The following is a 19,621-nucleotide window of genomic DNA, read 5'->3' as shown; positions in this document are numbered from 1 at the left end:
ATGCACTTATGGTTATATCTGTCGTTTCCTCGACTGCAAACAGACTCTATGCTGGCGACACAACATCCCCTTGCTGTGGTGCATCCTCAGTCACACCAAGTGGTTCAAATAAACGATTTGGCCTCAGATGTGGGTCTTGCTGTCGGTATGGGATTAGCCAGTGCCGCAACACTTTGCTCCCAGCTACAAGTTATTGTTTATGATGAAAAATTGGAACATCGCAAACTCAAAGAGATCGCACAATGGCTCTATTTTATGACGGCTGACCTCGTGTTAGATCCTCCGAGTGGTATATGGGTACGTGTCAGCCATATGCTGAATCTCTATCAAGGGCTTGATAATTACTGGCACACTCTCAGTGAGCACCTAGCGACACTGGCAGTCAGCTACCACGCTTCGACGGGGTTTTCTCCCCTATCGGCGAAATTACTTGCCAAGGCAGGACATCCGATCATTAGCGACAACCAAACGGATCTACTCACAAAAGTAAAAAAACACCCACTCACATTTAGCGAATTGAAAGCCACCACTATCGAAAAACTGCAACGTATTGGTATCCATACATTCGATGCACTGCTGACGCTTCCTTTACAAGAGCTCGCTCGACGTTTCGATATCGAACTGGTTAATTACATTGGAAAGTTAACTGGCCAACTCAAGCACCCAGTGGACTTTTATCATCCACCTTCTCGTTTTAAACAGGAATTAGAACTGCTGTTTGAGTTAGACAATGTCCAATGGCTGGAAAAGCCGCTAGAGAAGCTATTTAGGCAGTTAGAGAGCTACCTCACCATACGCAATAAAACCGCGCATGAGCTGCAACTCACCTTATTCCAACGTAATGACTTAAGCGAGGCTATTTCTCTTCACTCCGCGCAAGGTGAGTATCGTAGCCAACAATGGCGAAAGCTCTCCGCTCTAACTTTAGAATCCACGGTTCTTCAGGCTCCCGTTACACGTCTGCAACTAGAGGTCATCCGTGAAGGAGAGCCCAACGCTCACCCAACGGATCTCTTTTCTCATCGAACTGGGCAACTCTCTCGCCTCGAGTTGTACTCACTGTTGCAAGCAAAATTAGGCGCAGATTCCATAGCCACTTTGAGCTTGAATCATGATCCTAGACCAGAAAAAGCAACCCGTTACCAATCAACATTAACGGAAGCTCCAAGCGAAGAGATTGAATGCCAGCTACTACGCCCAAGTTTTTTACTCCCTACACCAGAGCCCTTGCAGCATCATGTTTCTTTGATACATGGTCCTGAACGTATTGTCAGTGGTTGGTGGGATGGCGATGAGATCATGCGTGATTATTTCATTGCGAGAACCGATCAAGGCCAGTGGCTTTGGGTATTTCGCGATCAAAAAAAGCAGTGGTTTTTACACGGTTTATTTTGTTAATCAATGAAGGTCGTTATGTTTTACGCTGAACTCTTTTGCCAAAGCAACTTCTCTTTTCTGACGGGGGCTTCTCACCCTGAAGAACTCATCGTGCAGGCGAATTTTTTAGGCTACCACTCGCTGGCGATCACGGATGAGTGCTCACTGGCAGGCATCGTAAGAGCCCACAGTGCCATTAAGCAACATCAACTTTCGGTCAAACAAATCGTTGGTAGCTTTTTTAAACTCAATACAGAATGTCAGTTTGTCTTGCTCTGCCCCAACCGCGAAGCCTACGCTGAATTATGTCGAATCATCACCAACGCTCGTCGACGTTGTGAAAAAGGTCAATACCAACTGTCGCAGTGGGATGTCATGTCGATAAAACATTGCTTGCTCATCTGGCTTCCGACAGGGCAAACGAGCGATGAACAATGGGCGACATGGCTTTCTCGTTATCAACAATCACGTCTTTGGCTTGGCTTACAGCGCCATCTTCGCCATGATGATGAACATTACCTTCATCACTGCCAAACATTGGCAAACCAGTTTGATTTGCCCATCACAGCCTGCGGTGGAGTATTAATGCACAGACCCGAGCGATTACCTCTACAGCACACGCTCACCGCCATTCGCCAAGGTTGTACGGTAGAACAATTGGGCACACAGTTATTGACCAATGCAGAGCAGTCTCTGCGTTCGGAGAAGAAACTCCGCAAGCTGTTCAAACCTCAGTGGCTAGCAGAGAGTCTGTATATCGCCAGCCTATGCAGTTTTGACCTTGACAGTTTACGCTATGAATACCCAAGCGAGTTGATTCCTGATGGCTACACACCCGACTCTTACCTCGAACATCTTGTCGAACAGGGCAAGAAACAGCGCTTTCCTGAAGGAGTCCCTAACGCTATCGAGCAAACGATTCAAAAAGAGCTCGCCCTGATTAAAGAGCAAAAATACCCATTTTTCTTCCTCACTATCCATGACATTGTCATGTTTGCCAAACAGCAAGGCATTCTCTACCAAGGCCGAGGTTCGGCGGCCAATTCCGTCGTCTGCTATTGCTTACAGATCACCTCCGTTGACCCTAGACAGATCGCGGTACTATTCGAGCGTTTTATCAGTAAAGAGCGTGATGAGCCGCCAGATATTGACGTTGATTTCGAACACGAGCGACGTGAAGAAGTCATTCAATATATCTATCAAAAGTATGGTCGCCAAAGAGCCGCGCTGGCAGCGACGGTTATCTCCTATCGTTTCAAAAGTGCCGTTCGACAGGTAGGAAAAGCCTTGGGTATCGAGGAAACACAGCTCGATTTTTTCTTGAAGAACATCAACCGTCGTGATCGCCAGGCTGGCTGGCAAGTACAACTCGTCGAACTGGGTTTAAGACCCGACTCACTCAAAGGGCAACACTTTATTCAGTTAGTCGAAGAAATCATTGGTTTTCCTCGTCATCTTTCACAGCATGTGGGTGGGTTTGTTATCTCTTCTGGGCCACTATACGAACTGGTTCCAGTCGAGAATGCCGCCATGCCTGAGCGCACCATTATCCAATGGGATAAAGACGATCTTGAGAGCCTAAAGTTACTGAAAGTCGATGTTTTATCTCTTGGTATGCTTACCGCAATCCGTAAGTGCTTCCGCTCAATTGAGCAACATCACCAACAACGACTTTCTATTGCCGACATTACTCGCCGCCAAGATGACCAAGCCGTCTACAAGATGATTCAAAAAGCCGACACTATCGGCGTCTTTCAAATTGAATCTCGAGCGCAAATGAGTATGTTGCCACGGCTTAAACCTGCGTGTTACTACGATCTTGTGATTCAGATTGCGATTGTCCGCCCAGGCCCGATTCAAGGTGATATGGTCCACCCTTTTCTAAAAAGACGTGATGGAGAGGAGCCGATTAGTTATCCATCGGTACACGTCCAAGAAGTATTAGAACGAACACTCGGTGTACCGATTTTCCAAGAACAAGTGATTAAATTGGCGATGGTGGCTGCGGGATTCAGCGGCGGAGAAGCCGATCAATTGCGCCGCGCTATGGCGGCATGGAAAAAAAACGGTCACGTCTTCAAATTCAAAACAAAGTTAATCAATGGCATGTTGGAAAGAGGCTATGAGTTAGACTTTGCAGAACGTATCTTTGAGCAAATTTGCGGCTTTGGTGAATACGGTTTTCCAGAAAGCCACTCCGCTTCCTTCGCAGTTTTAGCCTATTGCTCTGCTTGGTTAAAACACTACTACCCAGCTGAGTTTTATACTGCGCTACTCAACAGCCAGCCCATGGGTTTTTATAGCCCATCACAGCTGGTGCAAGACGCCAAAAGGCATGGTATTGCTGTGCTACCCATTTGTGTCAATCTCTCTAATGCAGAACATCAACTGGTGACGTTAGCATCCGGCGAGTTAGCCATTCGCCTTGGTTTCAATCTGATCAAAGGGTTAAGCCACGAAGGCATCACTCGCCTACTGACTCACCGCCCCGCACAAGGCTACCAATGCATAAGCGAAGTGAAACAAATCCTGCGTCAGGCAAAAGATATCCAGAGCCTTGCCTCTGCTAATGCGTTTTATCAATTGGCTGACAATCGCTATTTAGCTCGCTGGCAGGTGATGGACAACCTTGATGAACTGCCTTTATTCCAAACATTACCCAGCATAAGCAACAACCCTTTAACGAAGCCAAGCGATTATCAAAATGCATTAGAGGACTATGCGGCAACAGGGCTCTCTTTGGCTGAGCATCCCGTCGCTCTGCTAGAAAAAGCGGGCGGCTTAACACGCTTTACGCGCGCCAACCAATTAAACCAATGCTCTCATCGCTCATTGGTGACGGTGATCGGGCTGGTGACCGGAAAACAATCTCCCGGAACCGCCGCGGGTGTCACGTTTTTCACTTTAGAAGACGACACGGGGAATATTAATGTGGTGGTCTGGCAGGCAACCTCAAGAGCACAAAAGCAAGCCTACTTAACCGCGAGACTGTTAATGGTGAAAGGCATTTTGGAGCGCGAAGGAGACGTCATACATGTGATCGCAGGAAGATTGATTGATCTGACGGAGAAGCTTTCGGGTTTAAGTCCAAAATCTCGTGAGTTTCATTAAGAAAAAATGCCAACCAAAGGCAATAAAAAAGGAGTGAATCTTCACTCCTTTTAACCACCGTTAAATGATTTCTCTTAAGCGATCTTGGGTGACTTGCACCAGTAGATCTGGTTGGAACTTAGAAATAAATCGGTCACACCCTACCTTTTGTACCATCGCTTCGTTGAAACTGCCGCTTAATGATGTATTGAGCGTAATAAACAACTTAGACATACGCGGATCACTGCGCACTTCGTGTGTGAGTTTATAACCATCCATTTCTGGCATTTCCGCATCGGTGATCATTAACAGCAACTCTTTATTTAAATCCTTGCCCTCATCACACCAAGATTTGAGCAGATTCAGTGCCTCTAGGCCATCGCAACATTCAATAATATGAAGGCCAAGCTGAGATAAAGTATCGCGTATCTGATTACGTGCCGTAGACGAATCATCCACCACTAACACTTTACGCCCCACCATTTCATTCGACAGCTTCGAATCCAAAATGCCTTCAGAAATCGTTACGTCGTAATCAATGATTTCTGCCAGTACTTTTTCAACATCAATAATCTCGACGATTTTGCTCTCTTTCCCCTCTTTCACATGGGTAATCGCCGTTAAATAATTACTGCGCCCTGACGTCTTCGGCGGCGGCTGAATTTCCGTCCAAGCGGTATTAATAATATTGCGCACTTGGCCAACCAAAAATCCCTGAATGGATCGGTTGTATTCGGTAATAATGAGGTTCTCTTCTTGCCCTTCTAATTTCGAGGCAGGGAAACCTATCGAGCGTCTAAGATCAATAACCGGAACTGGCTCACCTCGCAAGGAAGCGACGCCTCGGATGTTTGCGTGAGCGCCAGGTAACTTGGTCAGCGGTGGCACTTTCAGTACCTCCCTCACCTTGAATACGTTGATCGCAAATAACTGACGGCTATTTAAACTAAACAGCAGAAGTTCCAGACGGTTTTCACCAACCAAATTGGTTCGCTGGTCTACAGTATTTAAAACTCCAGACATACAACATCCTAATGGGTTAAAACTCTATTAAAAATAGCCTAAAAAACATAAGTCATGGCAAAAGTACATGAATGAAAAACAGAGATCAATTGATGAGGGACAATTGAGATAGGCAGGTCACTGATTTCAAGGCTGAATAAAACAAAACCTGGAGAAGCTCCAGGTTTGCCGCGAGTTGGGAATTAACCTTCGACCACTTTCATTAATAGCAAACCATCGTAAAGCGCCTGCTTAATCAATGCCGCCCCTGGCATGGTTGCCTGTTTATAGAAACGCGATTCCACCAGTTCAAGATCTTGGTGATAAACAGGCAAACTTTGCTCTTCAATGCAGCGTCGAATAGCCGGATAGAGAACTTCCTTCGCTTGGTTGATTACACCGCCGATCAGCACTTTTTCTGGGTTAAATAGGTTAATGACAATCGCAATCGCCGAGCCGAGATAGCGGCCGAGTTTCTCAATGACATCCACAGCTAATGCATCTCCATTCGCTGCGGCCTCACAAATGCTTTCAATTGTGACGTCTTCCAGCTCTTCGAGAATGGACGACTCTCCGTTAGCGATGCGTTCCATTACCTCTTCACGAATGGCTTTAGAACTTGCGACCGTTTCAAGGCACCCTCTGTTGCCACAATGGCAAAGTTTGCCTTGTGGATCGATCTGGATATGACCTAATTCGCCGATGTTCCCATGACGGCCCTGCAATACCCGTCCATCAAGTATGATACCGGCACCTAAACCATGGTGGATCGAAATAAGCACCGAGTTTTCGTTACCTTGAGAGTGACCAAATAGTTTTTCCGCCAAAGCCCAAGCTCGTGTGTCATTGGCGATGAAAACCGGGAGCCCCGTCGCTTTGTAAATCTCTGGACCGAGAGCAAGGTTTTCAACATTGTAATGCGGCATTTGCAGCACAATGCCTTGTTCTGAATTGACTAAACCAGGCAACGTAATCGCGATACTGGTTACACGATCCAGTTGATCGGCGTAGGTTTGGAAAAATTCTTCGATTTCGTGTAGGAGTCTAGCAAGAACGTCATCTTGATCCCTTTCGTGGATATCGATTTTTGTATCGATCAGGACTTCACCACCCAATTCATGGAGTGCAATGGTGAGATAACCTCGTCCAAGCCGCATCGAAAGAAATTGCCATCCAGCATTATTCACTTGAAGACCGACCGCTGGTCTTCCTCGGCTAATCGCTTCTTGCACGGTAGTTTCGTGCACAAGATGTGCTTCTATCAACTCACGGGTAATTTTCGTAATACTCGCCGGTGCCAGCTCGCTTTCTTTTGACAAATCGATTCGAGAGATTGGACCCTTAAGGTCAATTAGTTTGTATACACGACCAGCATTGACCTGTTTGATATGATCAATATGGCCCGGTTGAGCCATGTACATCTTGCACTCCAACATTCTATAACGGAGCAATTTTTTTACTTTGCGAAGTAATTGTGAAGTGAATTGATAAATCCCCGTGACCAGCATCACGTATAAACATGAATGTTTGTGTATCGAATCAAATATCCATCATTTAGTCGGCGACACATCGCATCACCTCAAACTTATTTTTCTTGAAAAAATTTCTGAATTTTGTGGAAAGTCAACAGCAAAGAGACCACGCTTCTCTGTATAACTATCTATGACATACGTCTATCGCAGGAGAAGCTATGACTCAGCCATTAAGAAGAACAAAAATCGTGACCACTTTAGGTCCTTCAACTGACAAAGATAATGTACTAGAAGAAATTATTCGAGCCGGCGCGAATGTGGTCAGGATGAATTTTTCTCACGGCAGCGCAGAGGATCATAAAACTCGCGCAGAAAAAGTACGAAATATTGCCGCTAAACTTGGCAGACAAGTGGCTATTTTAGGTGACTTGCAAGGCCCGAAGATCCGAGTATCCACCTTTAAAGAAGGGAAAATTTTCCTTTCAGTGGGTGACCTCTTCACTTTAGACAGCGACTTGCCCAAAGGCGAAGGCGATCAGAAATCAGTGGGATTAGACTATAAAGCACTGCCTCAGGATGTGGGGCCAGAAGATATTCTGCTGCTTGATGATGGACGTGTACAACTGCAAGTACTGACAGTCGATGGTAACAAGGTGAACACTCGTGTGATTGTGGGCGGACCACTGTCAAACAATAAAGGTATCAATAAAAAAGGGGGCGGACTCTCTGCTGACGCTCTGACGGAAAAAGACAAACAAGACATCTTGCTCGCCGCCGAGATCAAAGTCGATTATCTCGCGATCTCCTTTCCACGTAATGGTGCCGACATGGACTACGCTCGTCGCTTGGCCAGAGATGCCGGCTTGGAAGCCAAACTTGTTGCCAAAGTTGAACGAGCAGAAACCGTTCGAAACGATGAAAACATCGACGATATTATTATGGCTTCCGATGTCATTATGGTTGCTCGTGGCGATCTAGGGGTAGAAATCGGCGATCCGGAATTGATCGGTGTACAGAAAAAACTCATCAAACGAGCCAAAGAACTCAATCGTGTCGTCATCACGGCAACACAAATGATGGAATCAATGATTGAGAATCCAATGCCCACTCGAGCAGAAGTCATGGACGTAGCCAACGCGGTACTAGATGGCACCGATGCCGTGATGCTTTCAGGGGAAACCGCCGCTGGTAAATACCCAGTTGAAACGGTGCGCTCTATGGCAGAAGTCTGCATTGGGGCAGAAAAAACTTGGGAACCGGGCAGCCAGAATTATCGCATCGATAAATCCTTTGTCACCGCCGAAGAAACCATTGCAATGTCGACAATCTACGCCGCAAATCATATGGAAGGTGTCAAAGCGATGGTTACGTTGACTGAATCGGGAAGAACCGCATTAATGACGTCAAGATTGAACTCAACACTGCCCATTTTTGCGCTTTCGCCTAATGAGCGAACCCTTAATCGCTGCTCTCTCTATCGTGGCGTCACCCCCGTATTTTTTGATACCAAAGTAGAAACTGGATTTGATGTCGCAATGGCCGCATTGAGCACGCTTAGAAAGAAAAAACTGCTCGATTTTGGGGATTTAGTGATCATCACACAGGGGGACATCATGGATGTTGAAGGCTCGACTAACTGCATGAGAATCCTGCCTGTTTTCGACTAAATATCTTCATTAGTGATAATGACAACCGCCCTTCAGCGGTTGTCATTTGTCTGATTCAACCGTGACAGCATTCTTTGCTGTTTAACCAATTGATACTGTTTAATAAAGCGATAACCGGCCTGCACACCACAATCGTAATCAAACAGCAATTCGTCTCGCCCACTGAGCAATGAACTGGATCGCAGTGGCGCATCCGGTGTAATTTGAATGATAAACGTATCGTCAGGTGGCTTAGCAAGAAAATCTCGGGTTAACGAATACGTTTGATAATGCACCATCAGCATATCGGCTAATCCCGAATCAAAATTGTCACCAATCAGGTGGCTAAGGCGGTAGATGTTATCGGCACCAAATAACCAACGCCCCCCGTTCAACAAGCGAAATTTGTGATCGGGAGTTGCTTGAGAATCGGCAATTTGTTGTTGAAAGAACAAGCTCCAATCTTCACGCCAGCGGCTCACCCTATCCTGCCATTTCAACTGCACATTACCGAATGAATTACGAAACCAATCAGCTTCTCTCGGTTTCATCTCATTAAGATTAAGAGGCGCAGTATTCTCGGTTGCACTAAACGGTTCGGTTCGGATCACCACAATAGAACGGGCATTACGTCGCCACGGCTCCTGAACCGGAACAGACGCCGATACCCCACCGTCCACATACTCGGTACCATTGATCATCACAGGCTTCGCATATAGCTTAGGAATGGCACACGTTGCCAGCATGGTGTCGTGCCATATCGGACCAAACATTGGCAAATAACGGTCAGTTAATGTCGATGTTTCCGTCACCGAAGCATACGCTTGTCGTTCACCCAATATGGTTTCACCAAGATCAAGATCCAACTTATAGGGATAAGAGCGAATTTTATCCAATGCCCATTCTAAACCCAGATATTGCTTCTGCCGAATGTAACCAAATAGGTTAAAAAACTCAGAATCCGTGGTGAGATCGAGTATGAAGGCTTTTCCTAATCCATGCTGACGACACAAGTAAGCACACAAATTTAAAGCGCCAGCAGAGGTACCATAGAACTCGTGGAAAGGGTCAAAATCAGAGAGGATGAAAGCATCTAAAACACCAGCAGTAAAAATACCTCTTTGGCCACCCCCTTGGGCAACCAAAGATGTTTTTCCCTGTTGGTATTTGGCGTACCGCTCTATGTCAAGATTGGTGTAACTGTTCGTGACAATACCACTGTTTATTGCCATCGGCGTTACCTAAATTTAAGCGGCAGTGATCGCAATAAAACCAAAAGAGAGTAGAACTGCAAAGACAGTTGCTGTGATGATTAGGGCTGCTTTTAGATCGTGTTCCATAAACACCTCCAACTTGTAACAAAGTAATAACAGTAGTATGGGGGATGTCTGGAAAATGTCTAAAGATGTCATACAAATTTGACGTTAGCATCACAAATAAATAGTTGGCGAAAAAGGAATTTATCATGTTGAAACATCTCTCCCTCCTCAGTTGCACACTCTTACTTATGTTTGCGCCACTGGCATCAGCCAACAAACTGATTGTAACGCCTTTTGTTGGTTATACCTTTGGTGGTGCTGTTGAAGATGAAAATCAGAACACATTCGATCTCAATGCCGCACCAAACTACGCCATCGCCATCGAAACCCCTCTGGATAAGGGACGAGTGGGTCTGTTCTACTCCTATCAAAGCTCGGAAGTGGATGTCATCAAACAAGATTATGGTTTCCACTATTTATACTTCCAAAGCAGCATTTACTATCCAACAGATTCTGGCTTAAGCAGTTATCTCGGTATGGGACTCGGTGCCTCTTACGCTGATGTAGATTGGGCAGATGACAAAGTTGGTTTCTCCACCAGTATCTTTGGCGGAATTGAATACCCAATTACCAGTAATTTGCTGATTTCAGCCCAAATTCGTTGGCTAGGAACAGTGGTCGACAATGACTCAAGCGCCGCTTGCGTTGTGCCCACCACGGGACAAAACTGTGTCATTCAATTTGAGACCGATTGGGTAAACCAATTTCAATCTAATTTAGGATTAACCTTCAAGTTTTAACATTAATACAACAAAAATATTCTGGTGGGCGTATAAAAATCAGTTATACGCCCTAAATGTTCAAAAAAGTAACATCCCCCAGCAACAACCAACAAACCAACACATTCCACTAAAAAGACCACAAAACACCATTACTTAACTTTGCATACACACCAAAAAGCAAAATGAAAACCAAATATAAATCCAAATTTAACAATTACATTCTGTTGCTTAACGCAAAATAAATCGCTACTCTCCACCTTACGCGACAGTTGAATATTTCAACCAACGCAAACACACATTAAATAAATTGGAATTTAATTCTGAATTTTCTCTCTTGATTCGACACAAAAACTAACAATGACATTAACATTAGGTTAATTGCTCGAATACAGTATGAAAGACCGTTTTTCATACATACTCGTCATTCAAAGAGAAAAGCTTCATTCCTCAGGGAGTCGTAAAGGAGTTAGTTATGAAGCGAGAACAATGGGGATCCCGAGCGGGATTTATTTTAGCGGCAGTCGGTTCAGCGATCGGTTTAGGCAATATTTGGCGTTTCCCATATATGGCTTACGAGAACGGTGGCGGCGCATTTTTTATTCCTTACCTTTTTGCCATGATCACCGCAGGTATTCCCTTTATGATCCTAGAGTTCAGTATGGGACAAAAATACCGCGGCTCAGCGCCAGCAACCTTAGGTAAAATCCACCCTAAATTTGAATGGTTAGGTTGGTTCCAAGTTGGCGTAGCGGCCGTTATTGCAGTGTACTACGTAGCCGTTATTGGCTGGGCAATCTCTTACTTTGGCATGTCATTTACACAAAGTTGGGGAAGCGATACCAACGCCTTTTTCTTCAGTGAATATCTGGCACTTGGCGATAACTCACCAACCAATCTAGGTTCCATTCAATGGAAAATTGCTTTGGCAATGCTGATTGCGTGGGGGATCACCTATGCCGCCATCGTGGGTGGCGTAAAATCTGGTATTGAGCGAGCATCGAAGATCATGATGCCGATTCTTTTCATCATGGTACTGCTGCTGATTGGTCGTATGATCTTCTTACCCGGAGCTTTGGATGGTGTGAACTACATGTTTGAGCCAGACTTTAGCAAGATTTGGGACGTTAAAGTATGGGCGGCAGCCTACGGGCAGATCTTCTTTACCCTCAGTATTGGTTTTGCCATCATGCTGGCTTATTCAAGCTATCTACCTGAGAAATCGGACATCACAAATAATGCTTTCATGACCGTATTAATCAACTGTGGTTTCTCGATTCTTGCGGGCATTATGATTTTCTCGGTACTTGGCTATATGGCGCAAGAACAAGGCAAACCGATCACGGAAGTGGTGTCTGCTGGTGTGGGCCTCGCATTTGTTACGATCCCGGCAGCCATTAACTTGTTACCCGCTCCTTACATCCTTGGTCCATTATTCTTCTTAGCATTGGTGGTGGCAGGTCTAAGCTCGCACATTTCAATCATGGAAGCGGTCACTTCTGCGCTTATCGACAAGCTAAACTGGAGCCGTAAAAAAGCGGCCACTATTGTCATCGGTAGTGGACTGGTTGTCTCTATGGCATTTGCAACCAATGGTGGTTTGTTACTGCTCGATCTCGTTGATCACTTTGCAAACAACGTCGGTATCATGGCCGGTGGTTTAGTTGAAATCGTACTAATGGCGTGGCTGCTCAACAAAGTGGCCGATGTTCGCGAATACGTGAACAAGATTTCCGATTTCACGATTGGCACTTGGTTCGATGTTTGCCTGAAATTCATTACCCCAGCGGTTCTTGCTGTGATTCTAGCCACCAAGCTGATGACGCTGTTTACCGAAGGCTACGGTGGTTATGACTTGACGCTTGGCTGGGCAATTATCGCAGCGCTGTTTGTGATGGGCTTTGTTATCAACGCAACAAATCGTAAGGAAGCATAATTATGGCGACGAGTGCAATAATCATGATGCTGATTGGCCTTGGCATTACCTGGGGTGGTGCAGCCATCTGTATTAAACGAGCGATGGACAAACAATAACTTGTCTCTTATTTCTCGATAATACTGCACATAAATGAAAACCGGCTTAAGCCGGTTTTCTTGTCTTCTAAAACTGATATTTAATACCTACTGCGCCACCAAGCTGCAATTCTGCACCTTTGTATAAACTGAGCTCTGGTTGTATCTGACCATACAGATCCCAACCGTGAGTGAGGTCCCAATTAAGCCCCAGCGGCACGCGAAAGCCAAAGTCATCATTCCACTCAGCCCAGCCACCTACGCCAACATACCAAGTCACAGGGATATCTTGATTAAACGTGCCTTTTTTCGCGAGGTAATCCAATGCTAAACCATCATTACCAATCACCCCTCGGTACTGCTGATTCAATTCAATCACGACACTTAACTGCTGGTCCACTGCCATACCGACAGCAAGGTCGGTCTTTTGTTCTGCAGCTAGAGTAGCGAAAGGAAATAAACAAAGAGAAGCCACTAACCACTTTTTCATCTAAACGTCCTATTAATAAAAAAACAAAAGCTGTAAACATCGCCACAGATCAGGTTTTGCGTTGCTCTGCAATAGCAGTGATGCAATTTTGTCCGTATAGCCATTACGCCATGTCAGCCAACGGTTAGCCCTACGATAATTCGTTGCAAATGAGGGTGTGAAGATTGAGGGAAGGATGCAGCCAAATGACTTGAGTAGCAGATAAGCGGCAAATGAATGAATCCCCTTGAGTACAGATACACGATGTGATGGTGCCTGGCTGGCGATTCCATAAACGAACGTAGCTTGCATCGCTGTAGCTTCAAGTCGGGAGGGACAATAAAAAAGGAGGCCTCAGCCTCCTTTTGTCAATCAATGAGTGTTAGGGATTAACCGTGGTTACGGATCCACTCATCCATTTCAGTTTTTAGGTTGTCAGATTTAGTACCAAAGATAGCTTGAACACCACCTGCAACGACAACAACACCTGCTGCACCTAGCTTCTTCAATTTATCTTGGTCTACCGCTGCTGTGTCAGCAACAGCCACACGTAGACGTGTGATACATGCATCTAGACCTGTGATGTTTGCTTTACCGCCGAACGCAGCAACCAATTCACCAGCAAGGTCTGAACCAGAAGTCGCTGTTGCTTCTTCCGTTTCATCTTCACGACCTGGAGTCTTAAGATCCATCGCTTGAATAACGAAGCGGAATACTACGTAGTAGATAGCTGCGTAAACGAGACCAACACCAATCATCAGACCCATCTTCTGCGCGTTACCAGATAGAACTAGGAAGTCAATCAGACCGTGAGAGAATGAAGTACCGTGTACAAAACCTAGAGTGTTAGCAACAACGTATGCAGAACCCGCTAGTAGAGCGTGGATACCGTAAAGTACAGGAGCAACGAATAGGAATGAGAATTCGATTGGCTCAGTAATACCGGTTAGGAATGAAGTCAGCGCTGCTGACGCCATGATACCCATTACTTTCGCGCGGTTCTCAGGCTTAGCACAGTGTGCGATAGCGATCGCTGCTGCTGGTAGACCAAACATCTTGAACATGTAACCGCCAGCTAGCTGACCGAAGCCATTGCCCGCAGCACGAGAAGCTTCATCTGCAACTAGGTAACACGTTAGAACACCATTTTGAGCTTCGCCTGCAGCGTTCACACAGCTACCCGCTTCGAAGAAGAATGGTACGTTCCACACGTGGTGTAGACCGAATGGGATAAGAGAACGTTCAACAATACCGTAGATACCGAATGCAACTTGTGGGTTCTGATGAGCAGCCCAATCAGAGAAAGAAGCAATAGCACCACCGATTGGAGGCCATACGATTGATAGTAGGATACCAAGAGCGATAGCCGTGAAACCAGTGATGATCGGCACAGCACGCTTACCAGCAAAGAAGCCTAGGTATTCTGGTAGTTGAATCTTGAAGAAACGGTTGAATGCCCAAGCAGCAACACCACCGACTAGGATACCACCAAGGACACCTGTGTCGATTTTTTCAACGCCCATTACGCCAGCCATAACTGCAAGTGTTGCTGTCATGATGCCGTAACCAACGATCGCAGCTAGACCTGCTACGCCGTCATTATTCGTAAAGCCAAGTGCCACACCTACCGCAAACAGTAGTGCCATTTGACCAAATACAGAACCACCCGCCTGCTCCATCAGATTTGATACGATATCTGGAATGAAGCTAAGGTCGGCAGCACCCACACCTAGTAGAATACCCGCAACTGGTAAAACCGATACTGGTAGCATCAGCGCTTTACCAACTTTTTGCAGGTTAGCAAAAAGGTTCTTAAACATGTTTATGCTCCTGATTAATTTATTAGTATTTTGGGTTCTAACGGCACACCCCCGTAGCCTAAATGTTAGCACCCTATGAAAATGTAACCACATGTTGCATTATATTTTCCGCCTCTAAATATATCTTGATGCCCCTCAAACTTTCTACAGAGTTACGAAAATTAGTTTCAAAACAAGTCACGGATCACACACAAACAAGCCTATCAATACGCTTACATCTAATCATATATTATTGTTTTATAAGAATTATATTAATACCACTATTAATTTCGATGGGTAAATAAAATTGATTGCAATGTTATTTTTAGTAACAAAATTACATTTGATTAAATTTCGTCAATTTCAATCAACAGATTTAGTTAACAAGAAAATTTAATTTAATTTATGGGGAAAAAATAAAAAAAGAGAGCATTTGCTCTCTTTTTAATCAATTTTTCTTTTTCTATCGCAAAAAAAGATTTTTAAAGTTTTGGGTGGTTTTTTCACCAACACTTGCTAAGGAAATGTTTTTAAGCTGTGCGATATATGCAGCAACTTCGATAACATAGGCGGGTTGATTCTCTTTGCCCCTATGAGGTACAGGTGCCAAGTACGGGGAATCCGTTTCAATCAACAACCGTTCCAAAGGAATGTGTTTTACTACCTCTTTAAGCTCCGTTGCTTGTCTGAACGTGACAATTCCAGAGATAGAGATGTAAAAACCGAGCGCCATTGCCGCTTCAGCAAAAGCAAGATCTTCGGTAAAACAGTGAATCACGCCACCGCATTTATCTACCCCCCCATTGCGAAGAATGGCTAAGGTATCTTCTCTCGCTTGCCTCGTATGGATAATCAGTGGCTTATTCAGCTCAACCGCGAGTGCGACTTGCTGTTCAAAACGTTCGCGCTGCAAGGCTTGCGTTTCTGGCTTATAGTGATAATCAAGACCCGTTTCACCAATAGCCACAACTTTAGAATGCGAGGCGTAGGCTTTCATTTTGTCCAAACAAAAGGGACTTTCCACGTCTAATGGGTGCACTCCACAAGAGGCGTGTACGTTGTCAAAAGGCTCAATGAGCTCAAGCATTTTTGGAAAAGAATCCAATGTCACACCGACAGACAGCAATTGCTCAACATTTACCTGCTTGGCTTTGTTGATCACGTCAGCAACATCTATGTGCAGATCATCGTAATTCAATTTGTCTAGGTGACAATGAGAATCTACAAACATAATGCCTCTCTAGTTTCGATTAACCAGTTGATGATCATCAGTTCTTCGTTTAAACCCGAAAACTGATGTAACTGTTGATTTAATTGATTGAGTTTTACCATTGAGGTTTGTAATCCGCTCAAAGGCAGTTGCCCTAGCGCTTGACCACCTTGCAATGTTTCTTCATTTTGCAAGCCAAAATGAACCTTCTGCGCATCAGAAAGCAGTAACCACAACCACGAGAGATTACGTAACGTTGCTGCTTGAATTGTCTGACATAGTGACACGTAGTCAGAATCCGCCTGAATTAAGAAATCCACAAACTGTCTTTCGAGTTTTTCATAGTGTTGAAACTCTGATTCTTTTGCCATGTGCATTGCCGTCACGGGCGAGTAATGAGCCAGTTTCAGAAAGGACTCATTCACACTGATCCCTTGTTGTTGCAACCATTGCATAGACTCAGAGACCTCAGGAGGCGTTATACTCCACTGTTGACAACGGCTGATGATAGTAGGCAACAACCGTTTCTTATCGTGGCAAATCAACAAAAATAGGCAGCTCCCAGACGGCTCTTCCAATGTTTTCAACAACGCATTTGAAGCCGATTCGTTCATCGCTTCCGCAGGTTCGATAACAAACAAACGATATCCGCCCATTTGAGAGGATTCTTGTGCCTGACGGTTACATTGGCGTATCTGCTCAACAGTAATAGCCTTGCCTTCTTTCTCTGGCCTAATGAAATGAAGATCAGGATGGTTTTGCGACTTTAACAGCTCGCAACTATGGCAAAAGCCACACCCCTCATCAGGGTAAGTCTTACACAGCAAAGCCGCCGAAAACTTTTCGATAAGCTCATCAACACCGAGTTCAACGTCGGATTGCAACAAGATGGCACCAGGTAACCGCTGTGCTGACATGGCCGACTGCAGCCCTTGCCATGTCGATGCTAACCAAGGATAGTGTGTCAAAACCTTAATCCTGTAACTGTTCTAGCCAAAGGTTGAGCGCAGATCGAATGTCGTTCGCGACCTGCTCAATGCTTTGCTCTGCGTTAATCGTAACGATAGACGCATCGCTCTTCGCTAACTCCAAATAACGCTGACGTGTTCTTTCGAAAAAGCTGATGTCCATTTTTTCGATGCGATCAAGCTCTCCTCGCCCTCTCGCTCGCTCCAAGCCCACTTTAGGGTCGATATCCATATACAGAGTAAAGGCTGGCTTAAACTCTCCTAATGCAGTGTCACGCAGATTTTTCATTAGTGTCGCATCAATTTGGCGACCACCGCCTTGATACGCTTGGGAAGAGAGATCATGACGATCACCCACCACCCACTTTCCTTCGTGTAGCGCAGGCTTAATGACATTCTCAACTAACTGAACTCGCGCAGCATAGAGCAGTAGCAACTCGGTCATGTCATGCAAATGCTCGCCAGGATGATCTTCCTTCACCAGAGCTCGCATCTTTTCCGCCAGAGGTGTGCCACCCGGTTCACGTGTTTGCGCAATCTCATTAATCCCTGCTTGGCGTAATGTGTCCAAAACTGTTTGAATTGCCGTGCTTTTCCCAGCGCCTTCTAAACCTTCAATGACAATAAATTTTGCTTGCTTCATCTTTTCTTTAATTCCCGCAGATATGCTCTTACTGCTCTATTATGTTCAGCTAATGTTTTTGAGAACACATGCCCACCTTTACCGCTAGCGACAAAGTAAAGATAACTGCTGTTCTCTGGATTTAATGCGGCAGCGATAGAGGCTTCTCCAGCCATCGCAATTGGCGTAGGTGGTAATCCGTTAATCACGTAAGTATTGTAGGGCGTTGGCGTGCGCAGATCTTTCTTGCGAATGTTGCCATCGTAAGCCTCCCCCATGCCATAAATCACCGTAGGGTCCGTTTGCAAACGCATTCGCTTATTCAAACGGTTCACAAATACAGAAGCAACTCGCTCTCGTTCTTCATCAATAGCCGTTTCTTTCTCAATAATGGAGGCAAGAATCAATGCTTCATAACTGTTGTCTAACGGCAACTTCTCTTGACGCTGCTGCCAATGTTTATCCAGCACTCGGTTTAACTTCTCATGTGCGCGTTTGAGTAACTCAACATCAGAGGTGCCGTAGGTATAGTGATAGGTTTCCGCGAGAAAAAGGCCTTCAAGCTTTTCATAGGGAATCTCCAGTCGCTTGGCAATTTCTGCTTCGCTCAAACCTGCTAATTCATGAACCAAATAAGGATCTTGTGCCATCTGCACCATCCATTCTTGGAAACGACTTCCCTCGACGAATGTGATGGTAAATTGATGCTCTTTGCCAAGATTGAACACTTCCAACGCTTGATAAAGCGACATCTCTGATTGGATTTGGTAAGTACCTGCTTTAATTCGAGTAATTTCTGGGTAGAGTTTTGGAATTAAGCGCGCCAGAGGTGTGGGTTCATCAATCCAGCCTTTTTCTGTCAGTATGGCCAATGTGCGGCCAAAGCCACTTCCTGAAGGAATGGTGATGATCTCACTGCCCTCGATTTTGAGCGGTTGGTTAACGTAGGTTTTGGTTTGTGAATATGCCCAAACAGCGGCAACGCCTATCATCAACGCAGCAATAAAGAGCAGCCCTATTATTTTTTTTATCACGAGTTAAAAATTCCTTGAAAATATCGTGTTGTGGTACCGATTGGGTACCGGGTTTCGAGAATCTGGTTGATCGGAGCAACACCCAGTAACGAGTTGGTCATGAATACTTCCTCAGCCTCCAATAAAGAGGACAAGTCTGCTTTGATTTCCTGACACGCTATCGCACGACGTTGTGCCTCGCCCATCACCAAGCGACGCATCACACCAGACACCCCACTCAAAGTGAGATCGGGAGTAAAAAGTACACCATTCTTAACCCAAAAAAGATTGGCTATTGTAGTTTCAATCACATGGTTTTGCACATTAAACGTCACCCCATCTTGGTACCCCAACGCATCGAGCTCCGCTTTGCAAAGAACTTGCTCAAGACGATTATTATGTTTGTGTCCTGCAAGAATAGGATTGAGACCGAGTGGTATTTGGCACACACCGAGCTCGACACCGTATTGTTGCCATTGGGAATAATGAACAGGATAGGAAAAACTCGAGATGGTAACGTTAGGCGTAGCAACACCACTGGGACTGTAACCGCGACCACCTTCTCCGCGGCTAATGTGCAATTTCAACCCACCTCGCGCATCAGGCAACGCGGCCTGGTGCAGCCACTGTTCAACCAATGCCCAATCAGGGAGAGGAATGGAAAGAACCTGTAAGCACGCTTCCATCCGTTCAATATGCAATGGCCAATGCTCGATTTGGCCATTCAATGTTTTCATGGTGGTAAAGCAGCCATCACCATACTGGAATGATCGGTCTGAGAGAGAAACTTCCGTTGCTACAACGCCATTGACCCAATACATGCTATCTATATCCCAATAAAAACAAAACGGCTTAATGCTAAGCATCAAGCCGTTTAAATACAAGTTTCAGAAACCTAAATG

The 19,621-nt window shown here is 45.2% G+C and carries 17 protein-coding genes; 6 read left to right on the top strand and 11 right to left on the bottom strand.

Annotated elements, in window-relative coordinates:
- Positions 1-1,398, top strand: coding sequence for a DNA polymerase Y family protein (locus tag CIK04_RS20405; RefSeq protein WP_176463390.1), 1,398 nt, complete (start codon positions 1-3; stop codon positions 1,396-1,398).
- Between the two features lie 15 nt (positions 1,399-1,413).
- Positions 1,414-4,488 carry an error-prone DNA polymerase gene (locus tag CIK04_RS20400; RefSeq protein ID WP_039547520.1) on the top strand — a complete coding sequence of 1,025 codons (3,075 nt, stop codon included), beginning with the start codon at positions 1,414-1,416 and terminating at the stop codon, positions 4,486-4,488.
- 60 nt (positions 4,489-4,548) lie between these two features.
- Here the strand turns inward: CIK04_RS20400 and CIK04_RS20395 are convergent, their stop codons facing one another.
- Positions 4,549-5,490 carry a chemotaxis protein CheV gene (locus CIK04_RS20395; protein WP_017422296.1) on the bottom strand — a complete coding sequence of 314 codons (942 nt, stop codon included), beginning with the start codon at positions 5,488-5,490 and terminating at the stop codon, positions 4,549-4,551.
- Between the two features lie 182 nt (positions 5,491-5,672).
- Positions 5,673-6,890, bottom strand: coding sequence for an ROK family protein (locus tag CIK04_RS20390; RefSeq protein WP_011080805.1), 1,218 nt, complete (start codon positions 6,888-6,890; stop codon positions 5,673-5,675).
- A 269-nt stretch (positions 6,891-7,159) separates the two neighbouring features.
- On the opposite strand from CIK04_RS20390, the gene pyk reads away from it, so the two are divergent.
- Positions 7,160-8,608 carry a pyruvate kinase gene (gene pyk, locus CIK04_RS20385; protein ID WP_097353060.1) on the top strand — a complete coding sequence of 483 codons (1,449 nt, stop codon included), beginning with the start codon at positions 7,160-7,162 and terminating at the stop codon, positions 8,606-8,608.
- Positions 8,609-8,640: 32 nt separating this feature from the next.
- Here pyk and CIK04_RS20380 read toward each other — a convergent pair whose 3' ends face one another.
- Positions 8,641-9,819: a patatin family protein gene (locus CIK04_RS20380; RefSeq protein WP_017422298.1), complete on the bottom strand. Its 1,179-nt coding sequence runs from the start codon at positions 9,817-9,819 to the stop codon at positions 8,641-8,643.
- Positions 9,820-9,834: 15 nt separating this feature from the next.
- On the bottom strand, positions 9,835-9,927 hold the full coding sequence (locus tag CIK04_RS20375; RefSeq protein ID WP_026060839.1) for a YnhF family membrane protein: 93 nt from the start codon (positions 9,925-9,927) through the stop codon (positions 9,835-9,837).
- Positions 9,928-10,052: 125 nt separating this feature from the next.
- Between CIK04_RS20375 and CIK04_RS20370 the strand changes: the two genes are divergently transcribed.
- The 3 genes from CIK04_RS20370 (at position 10,053) to CIK04_RS20360 (ending at position 12,659) form a co-directional block, all read left to right on the top strand.
- Positions 10,053-10,646, top strand: coding sequence for a hypothetical protein (locus CIK04_RS20370; protein WP_026060840.1), 594 nt, complete (start codon positions 10,053-10,055; stop codon positions 10,644-10,646).
- A gap of 454 nt (positions 10,647-11,100) precedes the next feature.
- Positions 11,101-12,561, top strand: a complete 1,461-nt coding sequence (locus CIK04_RS20365) for a sodium-dependent transporter (protein WP_011080809.1) — start codon at positions 11,101-11,103, stop codon at positions 12,559-12,561.
- A gap of 2 nt (positions 12,562-12,563) precedes the next feature.
- Complete coding sequence (locus tag CIK04_RS20360) at positions 12,564-12,659, top strand: MetS family NSS transporter small subunit (RefSeq protein WP_017422301.1); 96 nt, start codon at positions 12,564-12,566, stop codon at positions 12,657-12,659.
- Positions 12,660-12,726: 67 nt separating this feature from the next.
- Here CIK04_RS20360 and CIK04_RS20355 read toward each other — a convergent pair whose 3' ends face one another.
- The 7 genes from CIK04_RS20355 to pabC form a co-directional block, all read right to left on the bottom strand.
- Positions 12,727-13,128 carry a hypothetical protein gene (locus tag CIK04_RS20355; RefSeq protein ID WP_017422302.1) on the bottom strand — a complete coding sequence of 134 codons (402 nt, stop codon included), beginning with the start codon at positions 13,126-13,128 and terminating at the stop codon, positions 12,727-12,729.
- Between the two features lie 368 nt (positions 13,129-13,496).
- Entirely contained in the window at positions 13,497-14,927 is a 1,431-nt protein-coding gene (gene ptsG, locus CIK04_RS20350; RefSeq protein ID WP_013572065.1) for a PTS glucose transporter subunit IIBC, read from the bottom strand.
- A gap of 442 nt (positions 14,928-15,369) precedes the next feature.
- The gene (locus tag CIK04_RS20345) at positions 15,370-16,137 is read right to left on the bottom strand and encodes a TatD family hydrolase (protein WP_097353061.1); all 768 of its coding nucleotides are present in this window, start codon (positions 16,135-16,137) and stop codon (positions 15,370-15,372) included.
- Complete coding sequence (locus tag CIK04_RS20340) at positions 16,128-17,084, bottom strand: DNA polymerase III subunit delta' (protein ID WP_097353062.1); 957 nt, start codon at positions 17,082-17,084, stop codon at positions 16,128-16,130. Before CIK04_RS20340 ends, CIK04_RS20345 begins: the two co-directional genes overlap by 10 nt.
- Positions 17,085-17,088: 4 nt before the next feature.
- Positions 17,089-17,727 (bottom strand): dTMP kinase, encoded by a 639-nt coding sequence (gene tmk / locus CIK04_RS20335; RefSeq protein WP_017422305.1) that lies wholly within the window; start codon positions 17,725-17,727, stop codon positions 17,089-17,091.
- Positions 17,724-18,740: an endolytic transglycosylase MltG gene (gene mltG / locus CIK04_RS20330; protein ID WP_039447714.1), complete on the bottom strand. Its 1,017-nt coding sequence runs from the start codon at positions 18,738-18,740 to the stop codon at positions 17,724-17,726. The genes tmk and mltG overlap by 4 nt, the downstream gene beginning before the upstream one ends.
- Complete coding sequence (pabC, locus tag CIK04_RS20325) at positions 18,737-19,540, bottom strand: aminodeoxychorismate lyase (RefSeq protein WP_097353063.1); 804 nt, start codon at positions 19,538-19,540, stop codon at positions 18,737-18,739. Before pabC ends, mltG begins: the two co-directional genes overlap by 4 nt.
- Positions 19,541-19,621: the final 81 nt, after the last annotated feature.

It is taken from the genome of Vibrio sp. 03_296, from assembly GCF_002265885.1.
This window is presented reverse-complemented; position numbering and strand designations above follow the sequence as displayed.

What these genes read in the sequence shown, in the direction of transcription:
- CIK04_RS20405 (WP_176463390.1), top strand. Translation starts at nt 1, where the DNA reads ATGCACTTATGGTTATATCTGTCGTTTCCTCGACTGCAAACAGACTCT.
- CIK04_RS20400 (WP_039547520.1), top strand. Translation starts at nt 1,414, where the DNA reads ATGTTTTACGCTGAACTCTTTTGCCAAAGCAACTTCTCTTTTCTGACG.
- CIK04_RS20395 (WP_017422296.1), bottom strand. Translation starts at nt 5,490, where the DNA reads ATGTCTGGAGTTTTAAATACTGTAGACCAGCGAACCAATTTGGTTGGT.
- CIK04_RS20390 (WP_011080805.1), bottom strand. Translation starts at nt 6,890, where the DNA reads ATGTACATGGCTCAACCGGGCCATATTGATCATATCAAACAGGTCAAT.
- pyk (WP_097353060.1), top strand. Translation starts at nt 7,160, where the DNA reads ATGACTCAGCCATTAAGAAGAACAAAAATCGTGACCACTTTAGGTCCT.
- CIK04_RS20380 (WP_017422298.1), bottom strand. Translation starts at nt 9,819, where the DNA reads ATGGCAATAAACAGTGGTATTGTCACGAACAGTTACACCAATCTTGAC.
- CIK04_RS20375 (WP_026060839.1), bottom strand. Translation starts at nt 9,927, where the DNA reads ATGGAACACGATCTAAAAGCAGCCCTAATCATCACAGCAACTGTCTTT.
- CIK04_RS20370 (WP_026060840.1), top strand. Translation starts at nt 10,053, where the DNA reads ATGTTGAAACATCTCTCCCTCCTCAGTTGCACACTCTTACTTATGTTT.
- CIK04_RS20365 (WP_011080809.1), top strand. Translation starts at nt 11,101, where the DNA reads ATGAAGCGAGAACAATGGGGATCCCGAGCGGGATTTATTTTAGCGGCA.
- CIK04_RS20360 (WP_017422301.1), top strand. Translation starts at nt 12,564, where the DNA reads ATGGCGACGAGTGCAATAATCATGATGCTGATTGGCCTTGGCATTACC.
- CIK04_RS20355 (WP_017422302.1), bottom strand. Translation starts at nt 13,128, where the DNA reads ATGAAAAAGTGGTTAGTGGCTTCTCTTTGTTTATTTCCTTTCGCTACT.
- ptsG (WP_013572065.1), bottom strand. Translation starts at nt 14,927, where the DNA reads ATGTTTAAGAACCTTTTTGCTAACCTGCAAAAAGTTGGTAAAGCGCTG.
- CIK04_RS20345 (WP_097353061.1), bottom strand. Translation starts at nt 16,137, where the DNA reads ATGTTTGTAGATTCTCATTGTCACCTAGACAAATTGAATTACGATGAT.
- tmk (WP_017422305.1), bottom strand. Translation starts at nt 17,727, where the DNA reads ATGAAGCAAGCAAAATTTATTGTCATTGAAGGTTTAGAAGGCGCTGGG.
- pabC (WP_097353063.1), bottom strand. Translation starts at nt 19,540, where the DNA reads ATGTATTGGGTCAATGGCGTTGTAGCAACGGAAGTTTCTCTCTCAGAC.